Annotated in this window: 11 protein-coding genes; 2 read left to right on the plus strand and 9 right to left on the minus strand. The window is 52.6% G+C overall.

Annotation, left to right across the window (positions count from 1 at the left end):
• Positions 1–2: 2 nt before the first annotated feature.
• Positions 3–536 (minus strand): NADH-quinone oxidoreductase subunit B, encoded by a 534-nt coding sequence (locus tag KTT_RS04565; RefSeq protein WP_126599420.1) that lies wholly within the window; start codon positions 534–536, stop codon positions 3–5.
• A 456-nt stretch (positions 537–992) separates the two neighbouring features.
• On the opposite strand from KTT_RS04565, the gene KTT_RS04570 reads away from it, so the two are divergent.
• Together KTT_RS04570 and leuB are read left to right on the plus strand one after the other, a co-directional pair.
• Positions 993–2,066 (plus strand): Gfo/Idh/MocA family protein, encoded by a 1,074-nt coding sequence (locus KTT_RS04570; protein WP_126594855.1) that lies wholly within the window; start codon positions 993–995, stop codon positions 2,064–2,066.
• Between the two features lie 104 nt (positions 2,067–2,170).
• A complete protein-coding gene (gene leuB / locus KTT_RS04575; RefSeq protein WP_126594856.1) occupies positions 2,171–3,289 on the plus strand; it encodes a 3-isopropylmalate dehydrogenase in 1,119 nt (372 codons plus the stop codon).
• Positions 3,290–3,318: 29 nt separating this feature from the next.
• On the opposite strand, the gene KTT_RS04580 is transcribed toward leuB, so the two are convergent.
• The 8 genes from KTT_RS04580 to KTT_RS04615 form a co-directional block, all read right to left on the minus strand.
• Positions 3,319–3,561 carry a hypothetical protein gene (locus KTT_RS04580; protein WP_126594857.1) on the minus strand — a complete coding sequence of 81 codons (243 nt, stop codon included), beginning with the start codon at positions 3,559–3,561 and terminating at the stop codon, positions 3,319–3,321.
• Between the two features lie 21 nt (positions 3,562–3,582).
• Positions 3,583–8,166, minus strand: a complete 4,584-nt coding sequence (locus KTT_RS04585) for a hybrid sensor histidine kinase/response regulator (RefSeq protein WP_126594858.1) — start codon at positions 8,164–8,166, stop codon at positions 3,583–3,585.
• A 154-nt stretch (positions 8,167–8,320) separates the two neighbouring features.
• Positions 8,321–10,321, minus strand: a complete 2,001-nt coding sequence (locus KTT_RS04590) for a methyl-accepting chemotaxis protein (protein ID WP_160145637.1) — start codon at positions 10,319–10,321, stop codon at positions 8,321–8,323.
• 75 nt (positions 10,322–10,396) lie between these two features.
• Positions 10,397–11,002, minus strand: a complete 606-nt coding sequence (locus KTT_RS04595) for a chemotaxis protein CheW (RefSeq protein ID WP_126594860.1) — start codon at positions 11,000–11,002, stop codon at positions 10,397–10,399.
• Positions 11,003–11,119: 117 nt separating this feature from the next.
• Positions 11,120–11,485, minus strand: a complete 366-nt coding sequence (locus KTT_RS04600; RefSeq protein ID WP_126594861.1) for a response regulator transcription factor — start codon at positions 11,483–11,485, stop codon at positions 11,120–11,122.
• A 108-nt stretch (positions 11,486–11,593) separates the two neighbouring features.
• Positions 11,594–12,025, minus strand: a complete 432-nt coding sequence (locus KTT_RS04605) for a response regulator (RefSeq protein WP_126594862.1) — start codon at positions 12,023–12,025, stop codon at positions 11,594–11,596.
• Positions 12,025–13,428, minus strand: coding sequence for a DUF4388 domain-containing protein (locus KTT_RS04610; protein ID WP_126594863.1), 1,404 nt, complete (start codon positions 13,426–13,428; stop codon positions 12,025–12,027). Before KTT_RS04610 ends, KTT_RS04605 begins: the two co-directional genes overlap by 1 nt.
• 722 nt (positions 13,429–14,150) lie before the next feature.
• A complete protein-coding gene (locus tag KTT_RS04615; protein WP_126594864.1) occupies positions 14,151–14,873 on the minus strand; it encodes a response regulator transcription factor in 723 nt (240 codons plus the stop codon).
• Positions 14,874–14,875: the final 2 nt, after the last annotated feature.

Here is a 14,875-nt window from a genome sequence, read left to right on the forward strand (position 1 = left end):
CACTATACCTCAATTTCCTTCTCGCCGCGCACTTTCAAACCCTGTTTGGCAATCTTCTCACGTAACTTTAGAATACCTTCGATCAATGCCTCTGGCCGAGGAGGACATCCAGGCACATACACATCTACTGGCACAATGGTGTCAACACCCTGAACGGTATAATAGCTATCGTAGAATTCACCGCCAGAGTTGGCGCATTGCCCCATGCTCAGGACCCATTTTGGCTCGGGCATCTGCTCCCAGAGAAGACGAAGGCGCGGGCCCATCTTCACCGAAACAGTTCCAGCCACAATCATCAGGTCAGCCTGACGAGGGCTGGAGCGAAAGACTTCTGAGCCGAAGCGCGAAAGGTCATACTGACCTGCAGAGGCCGAAGCCATCATTTCGATTGCGCAGCAGGCTAACCCATAGCCTAATGGCCATACCGATTTTGATCGTGCCCAGTTCTGTGCCCATTGCAACATCTCAGCTACGGTCGTAAGCTGAACTGGCAGTTCCTGGTCTCCCGGGACATACTCATGGGGTCCGGCGGCCATCGATATTGGAATTGGTTTGCGACGACCCACGGTCTTCCCATTCTCATTTATTTCGCTGCTCATATAAATTTACTCCTAGGCAATGGTTCAGCAGCACCTATTGCTTGGTTTGGATAGTTGTAGGATTCTGTATAAAGACGGGGGCGATGTATATACACTCCATCTGCGACCTATTATAGCACGTTTCCCCCAGCCGTGCTATAAACACCCTTGCCGACAAGTCTCACCGGCCCTCTTTGTACACCTGGCCTCTTGTCATACAACTAAACGCTTTGGTAAACTGTGGAGTATGACTTATTTTGAAGCGTTCCGCTGATTCTATCGCGACAGCGCGTCACTCTATAAGACGTGCGGCGCCGATACAATGGATACGCCCAGAACAAACCGGGCGCTTCAAAAGCTTCTATCAGTATCTGCCTTACAACCTGTGTAATGTAGTAGAAAGAGATAGTGAAGATGGATCTGACATCTCTGAATGTCGCGATTGTCGGCTGCGGAAATATCGCCGGAGCCTATGCAAAGACGCTGAAACCTTATCCACAGATTAAGTTACTAGGTGCAACCGATATCGACCTGGCGCGAGCCGAAGCCTATGTCGCCGCCCATGGCGGCAAGGTCTATCCCTCCCTCGAAGCCATCCTGGAAGATCCGGAGGTGGACCTGGTAATTAATCTGACTATTCACCATGCGCATGCTGAAGTCATCACAAAATGTCTTAACGCAGGCAAGGATGTATACAGCGAGAAGCCACTGGCGCTAACATCGGAAGATGCGCTACGCCTGGTGAAGCTGGCCGAGGAAAAAGGTCGCCGCCTGAGCAGCGCGCCGATCACGATTATGGGCGAAGCCCAGCAAACCGCGTGGAAGGCCATTCGTGATGGACGTCTGGGTACGGTTCGACTGGCGTATGCCGAAGTCAACTGGGGCCGCATTGAATCCTGGCATCCCTCTCCAGGTCCTTTCTACGAAGTAGGGCCGCTCTTTGATGTGGGCGTGTATCCTCTAACCATCCTTACAACGATCTTTGGACCAGCACGCCATATTACGGCATTTGGCAAGGTACTCTATCCCGATCGTGTCACGAAAGAGGGGGTAGAATTTCATATTTCAACACCCGATTTCGCGGTGGCCGCCATCGAGTTTGAAAACGGAGAGGTCGCGCGTCTGACAACCAATTTCTATGTCGGCCATCACAGTAAGCAACGCGGTATCGAGTTTCACGGAGACAAAGGCTCTCTCTACCTCAGCGATTGGCAAAACTTCCAGGCTGCGGTAGAATTCTCAGAATTCGGTGGCCACTATGAACCGGTACCATATGTAAAAGAGCCCTACCAGGGTACTGAGTGGAGTCGCGGCGTCGTAGACCTGGCCGAAGCGATTCAGCAGCACCGGCCACAACGTATTACCGGCGCGCAGGCGGCCCACGTGGTCGATATCCTGTGTGGCATTCAGACATCGTTCCGCGAAGGGAAACCGGTCTCACTGACATCGAACTTCAAGCAGCCAGAGCCGATGGATTGGGCACGCTAACTTAATATCGTCTATACAATCCTTGCTTCCCTGCCAGAAAGAACGTCGCTCCTTCTGGCAGGGATTGCATTATCGATCCTAAACTATAAGAAAGGCGAGCCAGTATGGGAAACTACACAATTGCCGTTTTACCCGGCGATGGGATCGGGCCCGAGGTTACCGATGAAGCTATTCGTGTCCTGGACGCGGTAGCCAGTCGCTTCGGACATAGCTTTACCTATCAGAAGCGTCTGGTAGGAGTTGCCGCAATCGAGGCCGAAGGAGATGCTATCTCCGATGCCTCACTGCAAGTTTGCCAGCAGAGTGATGCCATTTTATTTGGTGCCGTAGGCGGTCTCCCTAGCTACGATGGAAGCCACAAGGTAAAGCCAGAACAGGCCTTATTTAAGCTGCGTAAGGGGCTCCAGTTCTTCGCTAATCTACGCCCCGTAAAGCCGCTCAACAGCTTACTCAGCGCATCCCCTATCAAGTCGGAGGTACTGCGCGGCACCGACCTGGTAGTCGTACGCGAACTAACGGGCGGACTCTACTACGGTCACCTTGAGCCACCCGTGCCGGGAAAACCAAGCGAGATCCGTCAAACACAACAGGGAAAAAGTGCCATCGACACGCTACTCTACAGCGAGGCAGAGATCGAGCGCATCCTGCGCGTCGCCTTCGAAGCCGCTCGCGACCGCAAGAAAAAAGTTACCTCCGTTGACAAGGCCAACGTGCTCAGTTCCTCCGTCCTCTGGCGCCAGGTTGCCAATCGAGTGGCAGCTGATTATCCCGACGTCACCTTTGAACATATGCTGGTCGACGCCTGCGCCATGCACCTGATCCGCAAACCCACTAACTTTGATGTCATCGTCACTGAAAACCTCTTTGGCGATATCCTCACCGATGAGGCCTCCATGCTCGCGGGCTCCATGGGCATGCTTCCATCCGCCAGCCTCGGGACGCGCGAGACAGCTCACGGGCGTCTTGGACTCTACGAACCGATCCACGGTTCCGCGCCAGATATCGCTGGACAGGGTAAAGCTAACCCGATCGCGGCCATCCTTTCGGCGGCCATGCTTCTGCAATATTCGCTGGGCTTGAAAAGCGAGGCGACCGCGATCGCAACGGCGGTTGAACAGGTCATACAGGCAGGCTATCGCACCGAGGATCTGAGTGAAGAAGGAACAGAAGTGCTTAAGACACAGGAGATGGGACAAAAAATCGCGGCCGCCCTGGCCCAATAAATCGGGACAGCACAGCCGCGCAGAAAAGACTAGCCCATCCTAGGTTTTGGACAATGGCCCAGGGCTTTTAGCTTTTCCCGGGTCATTGCCACTTTTTGGAGCAGTTCTTCAGGAGAGCTCTCGCCACCCTCACCTGGAACGCTCACGGGCGCTGCGGCCTCACCTTCCGCCTGCGTCTGTCCTGGCTCCAACTGCGACTCTAGTTGGGCCAGTTCATACTCAAGCAGTTGACGCTGAATATACCAGCGGGTAACCGATCTCTCAACGCCCATAGTTATCTTTATCCTCTCTCATTAACGAGCAATGGCGCCATAAACCAATGAGTTAATGGTATTCAGCAACTCCTCATCCTGGTATGGTTTGACGACATACGCGCTCGCGCCCAGAGACATAGCACGCTGCTGGTGCTTGGCGGCCGCGCGAGAGGTTAGCACCACCAGCGGCAAGGTACGATACTGTTCCTGCGCTCGAACCGTTGATATCAACTCATAACCGTCCATACGCGGCATCTCGATATCGAGTAGTACGGCGGCCGGAGTCTCAAGCGAGATCATCTCAAGGGCCTCAACACCATCGCGAGCCATCTGCACCGTCCAACCATGCTGCTTGAGCATGTTACTGACGACGCGCCGCACGCTTGGACTATCATCCACCACCAGAATGTGCTTGCCACGTTCAGGAGTGGGTGCCGCGGCCGCGGGTCGTGGCGGCAGGTTTTGCTGCTTATTCGACACGTCGACGCGCTGCTTCACCTGTCCCGCAGGAGCCGAAGAATCGCGTCTGGGCAACGGTGTATTGATCTTCGCAGAGAGCAAAGAGTTCAGTTCCAGGACCAGGACCACATGTCCATTACCAAGCACCGTACCACCAGCGATGCCGTGAACCTCTCGCAGATGCGGTCCCAGGTTCTTCATCACAATATCAAATTTGCCGCGAATCTCATCGATCACCAGCGCGACACGATGGCCGCCGGCATTCACCAGCAAGAGCTGAGCCTTGTCGTCTATCGTGCCAGGACCTGGCAGTGACAGATACTGAGCCAGCATATGCAATGGATAGAGATCATTGCGTACAGAGACGGCTGGCTGACCACCAGAATTCACGCGCTTAAAATTATCAAGCCGTCCAATAGATTCGACGTGGACCGTTGGGATTGCAAACTGTTGTCCAGCAACGCGAACCATCATGGCGCTCTGAATCGCCAGGCTGGTCGGGAAGGTCATGGTAAAGGCTGTGCCCAGGCCGGGAGCAGTCTCTACCACCAGCGTACCACGTAGCCGTGAAACGCTGTCGCGCACTACGTCCAGACCAACGCCACGTCCACTCTCTTCGCTCAAAACTTCCGCGGTAGAAAAACCGGGACGGAAGATCAGGGCGACCACATCGTCCTCACTGATCTGCTGATCCGGTCGAATCAGACCACGCGCGATCGCCGTCTGGCGCACATGATCACGATCAAGACCATTGCCATCATCACGCACGGTAATCATAATCTGATTACCTTCATACGACGCCGATAGCTTGATCTGTCCCGTGGGAGACTTGCCACGCTGAATACGCACATCCGGAGTCTCGATAGCATGGTTTACCGCGTTACGCACCAGGTGCAGCAATGGACCAGCAATCTCTTCGTACACTGTACGATCAACCTCAGTCGTTTCGCCTTCCAGCACAAAGTCGATCTCCTTACCCTGTTTGAGCGCGACCGCGCGGGCGGCGCGATAGAGGCGAGGAGCCATGGTGGACAGCGGCACCAGCCGCACCTTCATCAGGCGATCCTGGAACGTCGTATTCAGGCGATTCTCACGAGCGAACACACCTTCACATTCACGGATAATGGTATCCATTTCTGAGCTCAGTGTTGCCATATCCGAGATACCTTCATTCAAACCACGCGCCAGTTGATGGAACTCCGTGTAGCGGTCGAGCTCCAGTTCATCGAATTCGGACAGATAATCCTGTGCGCCAGCGGCATTGCCGCCCTGACTGTTCTGATTTTTTGGAACAGGCAAGCCAACCGCCGTACCGGGTCCGAGCAGGAGATTGGAATTAACACGCCCAATGCTCTGGTCACCTTCACCTGGCATCACCTGTACAGATCGACCGCTGGGCAAGGTAGCCGCTTCAAAACGACTATCCAATTTCTGGCCCACATCGTTCAGGCGGTTACTACTGACAGCCACATCCGATACCAGGCGAACCAGGCGTTGGATGCGTTCTTCGAGCACACTACGGTTAACCAGCATCTCACCAAAGAGGTTGACCAGTTCATCCAGCTTTTGCAGGCGCACACGCACGCTCAAATCACCACGGGCGCGCGGGGTCAGTCCATCAGTGGTTTGCTGCTCTCCGCCAGCCACCACGTTGGAGGACTGAGGAACATCGTTACTATTGTCATCATCGTCCAGATCTTCTTCTATCATCTGGACCGAAGAGCTACGTTCACCCAGTAGCTCCACGTAACGCTTATGCAGTTCACGAACCTTGATATCCGCAATCGCAGAATCATTAGCGGTAATCAACAGTTCCAGGGCTTCAGCAGTATCTAGAATCAAGCTGACGACCGTGGGGGAAATCCCCATCGTGCCTTCCATAATCAGGTCCAGCAGATCCTCAGAAACATGGCTTAGATCGGCGATTGTTTTAAAGCCCATCATACCTGCGGCCCCTTTAAGCGTATGGGTCGCGCGGCGAATACCTTGAATGAGATCGCGATTCGAGGGATTCTTTTCAAGGGCAGCCACGTGCATACCAATAGCCTGGAGATGCTCTTCAGCCTCTAAGCGGAAAATTTCCGCCGCCTCTTCACCAAAGTCATTGGTGCTAAAAGAACTGGCCGTGGTAGTTTTGCCGGTTGATTCAGTCACAGGCATAGATACAACAGGAGATTTAGGCACTGGCAGCGATTCGGGTCCAGCCGGAGCCACATCGGACGGCGGAATGGTTGTCTTTAAGCGGTGCGTATCGTTCTCAGCATCGGCGAGATTGCCAGATCCCGTCAGGCGTGTAGCCAGCGGCAGGGCGTCATCTCCACCGGTACGCATGATCTGATTCAGGAACTCCTGGCGCACCTGAATTTCGATCTCACTCCGCAGGCGAGCTTCAAGGTCTCGCACTGACTCGGCATTTGTATCAGTCGCGCCCAACGCGCGCTCTTGCAAGCGCTGCATCTCCGCGTACTCTTCCCGCACTTCGCTCCTGATCTGTTGTTCTAGCTCGGCCCGTTCACGCGCGGAGATAGAGGCCTGAGCCTCGTATTCGCGACGCATCTCCTCCCGCAACTGTGCTTCAATTTCGGCCCGCATGGCTGCAGGATTACCCTGGCGCTCAAACGTCACACGCTCGCGCAACGCATTCGCATCCTGATCCAGCTGGACATTCCAGGGACTCCAACCATTCTCCTGCGCTGATTGCCGGGGACCATTCAACTGTTCAAAGGCCGCGCCGCAGGATTGAATAGACGCGTGCAATTGCTGAAGGGTCGAGGAAACCTGCTCATTTGAGAGCTCGACGCCACTGGTAATCTCTTGCATAAGATCCAGGACCTTTTTCAGTTTGGAGTTTGCCACCCACATAACTGAAAGAGGCAGATAGCGTCGAACCTGCTCAGGACTATTGCGCAGATTCAGGCCCATAGCCTTGCCAGCCCATTCTTCCATACGATCGAGCGCATCTTTTGAGCCATTTAAGAAGCCCTTAAATTCACTGCGCTGTTCCTCGATCACACCCATGGCATCACGCAGTTGATACACGGCGCTCCTTAACGAGGCCGCCTGGTCCTCCAGGGTTTGTGCCTCCTGCTGCATATCCTCATATACAGCGGGGACATTTTGCCCCTGGCTCTGGTCATATACAGACGGCGCATTTTGCTCCTGACCGTATAAAGCCGGCGCATTATGTTTCTGATCCTGGCCATTTCCATCCGGCATCAGATGAGCGATGGATTGTGGATCAATATGAACCGGTGCGTTGCTCGGCTGAGCGGAAGCGACGGGCGGCATCAGCCACTGATCATCCCAGAGGGGCTGATTGGTGGGCTGAACCGGTTCTGGCTCAGCGGGTGGAGGAGCAACCGGTTCCGGCTCAGGTCGACGGCGGGTCGAGGCCATCAAAGCCTCAAAAGCGCTGGTTGGCGTTGGATCCTGAAAAATACTGAAGTCGGACGGTGGCAATACAGGCGGATTGATCACATCTGGCTGCGTAGGGGTTGCAGGGATAGATGACATAGAAGAGGTGTTATCAAACCGCGTCTCCAGTTCTGGCTCCTCAGGCCAGCCAATATCTTCACCGGATGACACAGGCTGGGTGCGGAAAGATGCCAGCACCTCATCAAATGATGGCATCGACGAAGGTAATGGAGACTGCGGTGAAGGCAACTCAAAAGCTGGGATAGGCGAAAGAGAGGCAGACGAAGTAGCAGTTGGAGCTGCATACGTCGATTGCACCTCGTTGCCACCCGCTGCCGGTGAAGCAGCCGCAGCATCTACTTGAGCACGATAGCGAGCGTAGTCGGCATCATCCTCCGCAATCACAGCTTCTTCGTCAATGCCACCGCGGATACCCTCCAGCAGCTGACGCAGGCGGCCCAGGGAACGCTCCAGCAATCCACGTGAGAGATCATCTAGCGTAATCAGGCCATCTAATGCATCACCCAGGATGTCCTCCATGCCATGGGCTACATGAGCCAGGCCAGGAAAGTCCATCATGGAAGCGGAACCGCCAATGGTGTGAGTGCGGCGGTAAGTTTCTTCGAGGGCATCCATGTCGCCAGGTGACTGTGCCAGTCGCCCGAGATTCGTCTCGATTTCTGGCAAATAGCTATTCACCTCTTCGATAAACGAGTCGAGGACGGATAGTTTATCAAATGTATTCGACATGTTGCGCGTACTCACTTAACTATTCTGGTGTTATCTTTCTCAATCCCGCCGTGCAAATACAATAGGTAGGGATGTATACGAGAAAGATAACACCTCACTTCTATAAGCCTGCTCTCACTTTTTCGCTCACACGATAGCAGGCTTATATGAACAATTACTGATTCTGGTCGTGAATGCCACTTTGCCAGCGTGGGCGTGGATTATTCACCTGACCAGGCTGCTGTTGCAGTTGCTGGAATGGTGGCGGAAGCAATCCAGAATTAGGTGCCTGCTGCGCAAAGCCGGGATTCCCATTAGTCTGATTGCCATACTGCGGCATGCCAAAGCCTTGGTCCATTCCCTGCTGCTGGCTATCAAAATCGCCCAGATTGCCAAAATCGAACTGATTTCCACCAAAGAACTGCTGGTTGTTATTGACGCCAAATCCACCAGATGCAGGAACCTGTTGCGGCATGCCTGCCGGCGAAAACGCAGCAGGATTGCCAAAGTTTGGCTGCTGCCCAAAGTCTGGTTGCTGACCGAAATCCGGCTGCCCAAAGTCTGGCTGCCCATTGGCCGCAAATTGCCCTGAACGGCTGCCCAATGAGACCAATGAACCTGTGTTACCGGGTTCAGGAAGTGGTGGGAAGTTGCCCGAGAAATTCTGACTCCAACCGCTATCGGACCCGCTACCCAGCATAGCTCCAAAGGGTTGCTCACTACGCTCAGCAGGCGACTCAGTTACAGACGTCGCCATATTAGAGAACGAGCCAAGCATGTCATTTGTACGATCAGGCAGGCGGAAAGTTGAAACTGAAGCACGCAACTGCTCAGAAAGTTCAGCCAGGTAACTTACGCTCACCGCCGCTTCCTGCGTACCAGCGTCGGTCTGGCGGGTGATTTCAGAGATACGGCCCATGGCTACGGCCACCGCTTCAGAGACCGAGGTCTGTTCATTCGCGGCACGAGCAATATTTTCAATCATTTGAGCTTGTCGTTCTACTGCGCTGTAAATAGAGTTCAGCGAACGACCAGCATCATCGGCCAGCTGCGATCCTTTGACCACTTCCTGGGTGCTATCTTCCATAGCGACCACAGCTTCGTATGTATCACCCTGAATACTCTTGACCAGCGTCGCGATACGTTTGGTCGACTCGGTCGAACGTTCTGCCAGCAGGCGGATTTCGTCGGCAACAACGGCGAATCCACGACCGTGCTCACCCGCCATAGCGGACTGAATGGCCGCGTTCAACGCCAGCAAGTTCGTCTGATCGGCGATATCTTCGATGATACGTACGATTTCACCAATTTCGTTTGAACGCTCACCGAGGCGCTTAATCTTTTTCGAGGTCTCCTGCACATTCTCACGAATGAGCATCATACCCTCAATCGTCTGGCGTACAGCTTGCTGACCATTGGTAGCGCTACGCAACGCCTCTTGCGCTACGTCCACACTTAGCTGGGCGTTACGCGCCACATTTTGAATAAAGACAGCCAGCGCTTCCACAGCCTCGGTCGTCTGGGCGATCTGTTTCACCTGTGTCTCAGAGGCCTGCGCCAGTTCAGCCGAGCGATCCAGAATACGGCGGGTCGCGTTAGTAACCTGTACAGCGGTTGACTGTACGCGGCCCACAACCTTTGCCAGCTCTTCAATCATATAGTTAAATGAGTCAGCCAGCACACCCAGGGTATCCGGGGTTACTTCCGCCTGGACGCGCAGGTCGCCATCACCGACCGCGCTTACCTCTTGCAGCAGCTTCTCAATCTGCGCCTGCAGGGCAGCCGCATCGTTGCCAGAGCCTCCCATCGAAATGCTGGGGGTTGACCCCTGGTTATCCAGGATAGCATTTAAGGAGCTCGCCAGCTGCGCCAGTTCGCTGTCACCATTCACAGTCGCACGCACCGAGCGATCGCCACTCATGAAATCGCGGCAGATCTCGGCCAGGCCCAACAAACGGCTCTTCACGCTATTTTGTAGATAAATACTTGAACCAATACCAATAATAAGGGCAGCCACGGCACCAATGATAGCGATAAGACCGACCGTTGGGTTAGAACTAAAAGACAAAAAAGCAATAACAATAAACAATATAAAAGGAACAACGAAGGAGCCAAGTAACCCTATGGTAAAAGGGGCACTCAGCGCCGAACCACTTTTATTTTGATCAGGATTCATCCGCCAGACCTCCATTGATAAAAATATATCTATCTCAATTCAGGTAGCCTACAACAGGCCCCCGCACTATTATCATTAGGCCTTATAGCGCTGCATTTTTTCGGAGAAAAGAAGGCGAGCCACATCCAGGATAATGATTCCACGATTAGGCAGCACAGCCCCACCCATAGCATACGGAGCCGCCCAGGATGGAATGATAGCCTGGCGCACATTTCCATTGATAGCAGTAGCGGGAATTGGTAGCATCTCACTCACACCATCCACCGCAAGGCAGATGACCATCTCGTTCGCCTGTAGCGATAACAGGCGAGTTTGTGGTGTATAGGGCACCTGCTCTAAATCCAGAAACATTCGTAAGTCTACCACTGAGACGATAGAACCCCGCAGGTTCATCACCCCTTTAACCCAGGAAACAACATTAGGAACCGGCGTTAACTCGACCGGCCGCTCGACGCCTTGTACCAACTCAGCCTTCACAGCCAGTTCACGATCAGCGAGAGAAAACACCAGATATTGCTCCCCAACAATGGCCGGGGGTGAAGTCTCTCCATTGGGAGACCCATTCACACCAAATTGCCCCTGCGCCAGTTGCAACTGCAGGGCCGCAACCGAGGGAGACTGCGAGATTAATTGCTGAATTGCAGCAAAGGCTTCACGTTTTTTCTGATCTTCACTGGACACAAAAACTTACTCCATAGCGAGCACAAGAAGCGAGAGGCATCCCATGCGACATCTGTGGCAAGGAAAAAGGGCGCGGCATCCGTCCGCCATCAACCCTGGTCCTGCCAGTACGACTACTTAAATAAGGCGTCGCACACTAGCTACTAACTCATCACCATTAAAGGGCTTGGTAATATAGAGGTCAGCCCCCTGCCGCATCCCCCATGCCTTATCCAACGGGGTGTTCTTCGACGTCAGCAAAATGATGGGGATATGCCGGCTCACGTCCGAGCTCTTTAATTTACGACATACCTGAAATCCATTTTGCTTCGGCAACACAACATCAAGTACGATACAGTGTGGACGCTCTTTAAATACTTTTTCGACTGCCTCATCACCATCAACCGCGGTCACAACATCAAAACCGCTATTGCGCAATGGCGTAACAATCATCGTTAATTCTGTCCAACTATCGTCCACAACAAGTATTTTCTGCCCAGGCATCCGATTCTAACCTTTCCTAATGAGCCAACCTAGCAATGGGAAATTTAGCCTGCCCTCCAACCCTCCCGACCAAGGATGCTGAGCATCACAGGTACCGATATTGGAGATTTAGCCGCGATAGCGTAGGCGAGGGCGTGTCCCCTCTTGTTGAGCAGGCACGCGTTCTTGCCAGTTCGCAAGGTGTTTCTTGACTGTTTGTACAAGTTCGGCCGAGTCAAATGGTTTGGTAAGATACTCCGTTGACCCTGCTAAACGACCGCGCATCTTGTCAAACAAGCCATCCTTCCCACTGAGCATAATAATGGGAATTTGCCGAAACTGCAAGTGTTTGCGTATTATCTGGCAAATTTGGTACCCATCCATCCGCGGAAGTTGGATATCAAGCAAAATAAGGGCCGGCATCTCATCAGCAACCGAAGTCAACGCGCTCAGACCATCCCCCACCGTCACCACCTTGATGTGTTCTCTCTGGAGAGTCATCTGCACAATTTTACGTACAGTAGGACTATCGTCTACAACAAGTACCGTTGGTTCAGCCATCAAATTGACCTCCTTCTCGTATCAGGCGACCACATTTCCCCATTGTTGTCGGCGGGGTTCTGCCAATTTTGTACAATTCCAAGTGATGAGGGTTGGATAGCATCTCGACCTCGCGAGTTCTGAGTGTTGCGATGCGCCCGGTAAATCTGGTATTGCTGAACCTCGTGATCAATCTCTGATAAGAAGATTCGCCACGCGACATTCAATTGGCGCCCGATATGTGAATTTCCAACCTCGTCGCGCAAGAGTTCGGTAAACACCATGCGCAAAAAGGCGACCAGGCCTTGAACTGCTTCCCAATAAAACTCTTCTAGCTGCTCGCCCTTCACAACTTTGTTGAGCGTCAGTATATCATTACAGTCGAGTTGGCCATAGTGAAACGTCGCTGTTTCCAGAATCGGAAATTGCTGCTGTGATAAAGCCTGCAGTTGTGGCACAAAACGGCGTTCAAGATAACGAGCAATTTCCATGGAAGGAATCTTACCTCTCCCACGCAGGCTGCGCGCATATGAGCCGTGATGCACAAGGAGACCATTAATACACTCGGAGAGGGTGGTAATTAAACCCAGGAGATGTTGAGCTGGATTGGAAGCCTGGCGCTGCTGCGCCAGCAGATACTGGCATTTGATAATGATGTTTGAGAGATCGCCCTGCAATTCGGTTTCCAGGGCGGTATCTACCACTTCGATCAGATTTAATTCTAACAAGCGAGCCATAACGCGAGCAATTCTTGCCTCTGGCATCATCAAGGCCAGCGCGACCGCCTGCAGGGTGAGCTCTCCATTAGAGAGGCATAGCACTTCAATGCCTTCCTGATTGAGGCCCAGATTGCGTACATCATTGCTGACTTCTGGTTGCCAGCGAGCTACCGTGGTGCGAGTAAGGTGAGTCACTCCCTCGGTGGTAATCTCTTCCCATTCGTCAGCCTGGCGTAGAGCTTCCAGCAAGACAGAATCAACATCCAGCGCCTGCATCTTGCTCTCCATCGGGATAACCTGGCGGTGAAAGGCGAAACGACCATTTACCCAGCGTAGGGCGTGGCTAATCGACTGCGTCACCAGGAATTCCAGGCGGCGCTGCATCTCTCCCGCAGTCATCCAGCCGCGCTCAACCAGCAGCGCAAGCGACATCTGCATGTCTCCGCGTGCCAGTTCTCGAATATATTGCGCACGTGGTGGATCTAATTTATTGAGTAAACAGAGCATACCCAGCACATCAGGTGGAGGCACTCCGTCTTCATGCAATCCTACAATTTGCCCTTTACGCAAGCTGATTGAAAGTGTCTCTGGTCCCGAAGTCACAAATAACTTTCCAGTTTTTCCACTCAGGGCAAGCATTTTTAAAATGGATTGGAGACCCAGGGTCTGTAAGTCTCCATCCATAATACGGTCTTGCTGCTCCATTCTTCTCTCAGTTCCTTTATCAGACTAGCTTGCGGTATAAGTAAGATAATAAGTACGCAAGCGGTCTTGGTGCGTGTCCGCCGTAGATATATCCATCCATAGTTCCACAACGCACGCTATAAGCAAAATGCGCATGCCCATTTGTCAGATATGCGGGGCATCCACATATAATTGCTGTGTTAAAAGCGCTGCTATCCTTTACTCGTGCATTCTAATAGAGCCAGCACATACAACCACGAGCGATAGACGCGTTTTTTACCACACACATATAGCTATTTTTATTTTTCTGTATGATACAAAGGGAGACCCTTTTTTCGATTATTGTGAAGAATTTTCCCTCTTAGCGCCGTAGATAAAAGGTTGTCCTCGTCCTCCCCACACATCCTATCTTGATGTCATCCCAGGTCCCTATACCTAATATCATAGTATGATACGCGGCCCCGGTACCTGGTCCCTATGATCAACAGTTTACCGACCATAGCATACTAGAAATCCTGATTTTCCACCACCCCCCACATACATCTGTTGTCTGCCTTCATCATACATCGGATTGCGGTACAATACCAGAACTTATTATGGTATACAGTAACACAAAAAGGGATGCTTTTACCAGTTAGAACAATGATCACAGACCCAGGAATCTCATGTTAAAAGTGTACTGCTAATTCAGTCAAGTCGCTATAAAAAAAACACAAGATGGCATTAAAATTTTATTAAAGATTTTAATTTTCTCCTTGCGATCTGAAAACGTAGCCAATCCCTGGCTCGGTGACGATATATCTCGGTCGCGATGGTTGCGGCTCGACTTTGAGCCTGAGCTGGCGTACATAGACGCGTAGATAATCGGCCTCTTCGCCATACTCCGGACCCCAGACAGCACGCAAGAGCGCGCGGTGTGTCATGACTTTGCCCGCATATAACATGAGTTGCCTCAATAGTTCAAACTCTGTCGGTGTCAGACGCACCTCCTGTGAACCGGCGCGTACCTGGCGCCGTACAACATCCATGTACAGATAGTCGTCCTCACTGGTCAGTATTTCTGGCTCTCGCTCGTTAGTAGCCTCTTTCGTGCCAGCCCTTCTGAGACAGGCTCGTACACGAGCCTGGAGTTCGTCGTTGCTGAAAGGCTTGGTCAGATAGTCGTCAGCGCCATAATCAAGGGCCTTGATTTTCTGCTTTTCTTCCGCCACGGCCGAAAGCACAATGATGGGCGTCTGTGTAAACTGGCGTACCTGGACGCATACTTCAACACCATCAATACCGCCTGGCAAGCAAATATCCAGTAAGACGAGGTCTGGTTGATGAATCTTCACCATTTCAACCGCCTGCTTCCCACTTTCAGCGACCAGCACTTCGTAACCACCTACGGTTAGATTGCGGCGCAGAATGCGCTGAATTGGTGGCTCATCATCAACGACCAGTATCCGTTTCCCTTTCACCCTCATAG

Source organism: Dictyobacter aurantiacus (assembly GCF_003967515.1).
GTDB lineage: Bacteria > Chloroflexota > Ktedonobacteria > Ktedonobacterales > Ktedonobacteraceae > Dictyobacter > Dictyobacter aurantiacus.

Excerpts from the sequence above, each read along its gene's own strand:
- KTT_RS04565 (WP_126599420.1), bottom strand. The coding sequence starts at position 536 with ATGGCCGCCGGACCCCATGAGTATGTCCCGGGAGACCAGGAACTGCCA.
- KTT_RS04590 (WP_160145637.1), bottom strand. The coding sequence starts at position 10,321 with ATGAATCCTGATCAAAATAAAAGTGGTTCGGCGCTGAGTGCCCCTTTT.
- KTT_RS04605 (WP_126594862.1), bottom strand. The coding sequence starts at position 12,025 with ATGGCTGAACCAACGGTACTTGTTGTAGACGATAGTCCTACTGTACGT.
- KTT_RS04615 (WP_126594864.1), bottom strand. The coding sequence starts at position 14,873 with ATGAGGGTGAAAGGGAAACGGATACTGGTCGTTGATGATGAGCCACCA.
- KTT_RS04585 (WP_126594858.1), bottom strand. The coding sequence starts at position 8,166 with ATGTCGAATACATTTGATAAACTATCCGTCCTCGACTCGTTTATCGAA.
- KTT_RS04580 (WP_126594857.1), bottom strand. The coding sequence starts at position 3,561 with ATGGGCGTTGAGAGATCGGTTACCCGCTGGTATATTCAGCGTCAACTG.
- leuB (WP_126594856.1), top strand. The coding sequence starts at position 2,171 with ATGGGAAACTACACAATTGCCGTTTTACCCGGCGATGGGATCGGGCCC.
- KTT_RS04570 (WP_126594855.1), top strand. The coding sequence starts at position 993 with ATGGATCTGACATCTCTGAATGTCGCGATTGTCGGCTGCGGAAATATC.
- KTT_RS04600 (WP_126594861.1), bottom strand. The coding sequence starts at position 11,485 with ATGCCTGGGCAGAAAATACTTGTTGTGGACGATAGTTGGACAGAATTA.
- KTT_RS04610 (WP_126594863.1), bottom strand. The coding sequence starts at position 13,428 with ATGGAGCAGCAAGACCGTATTATGGATGGAGACTTACAGACCCTGGGT.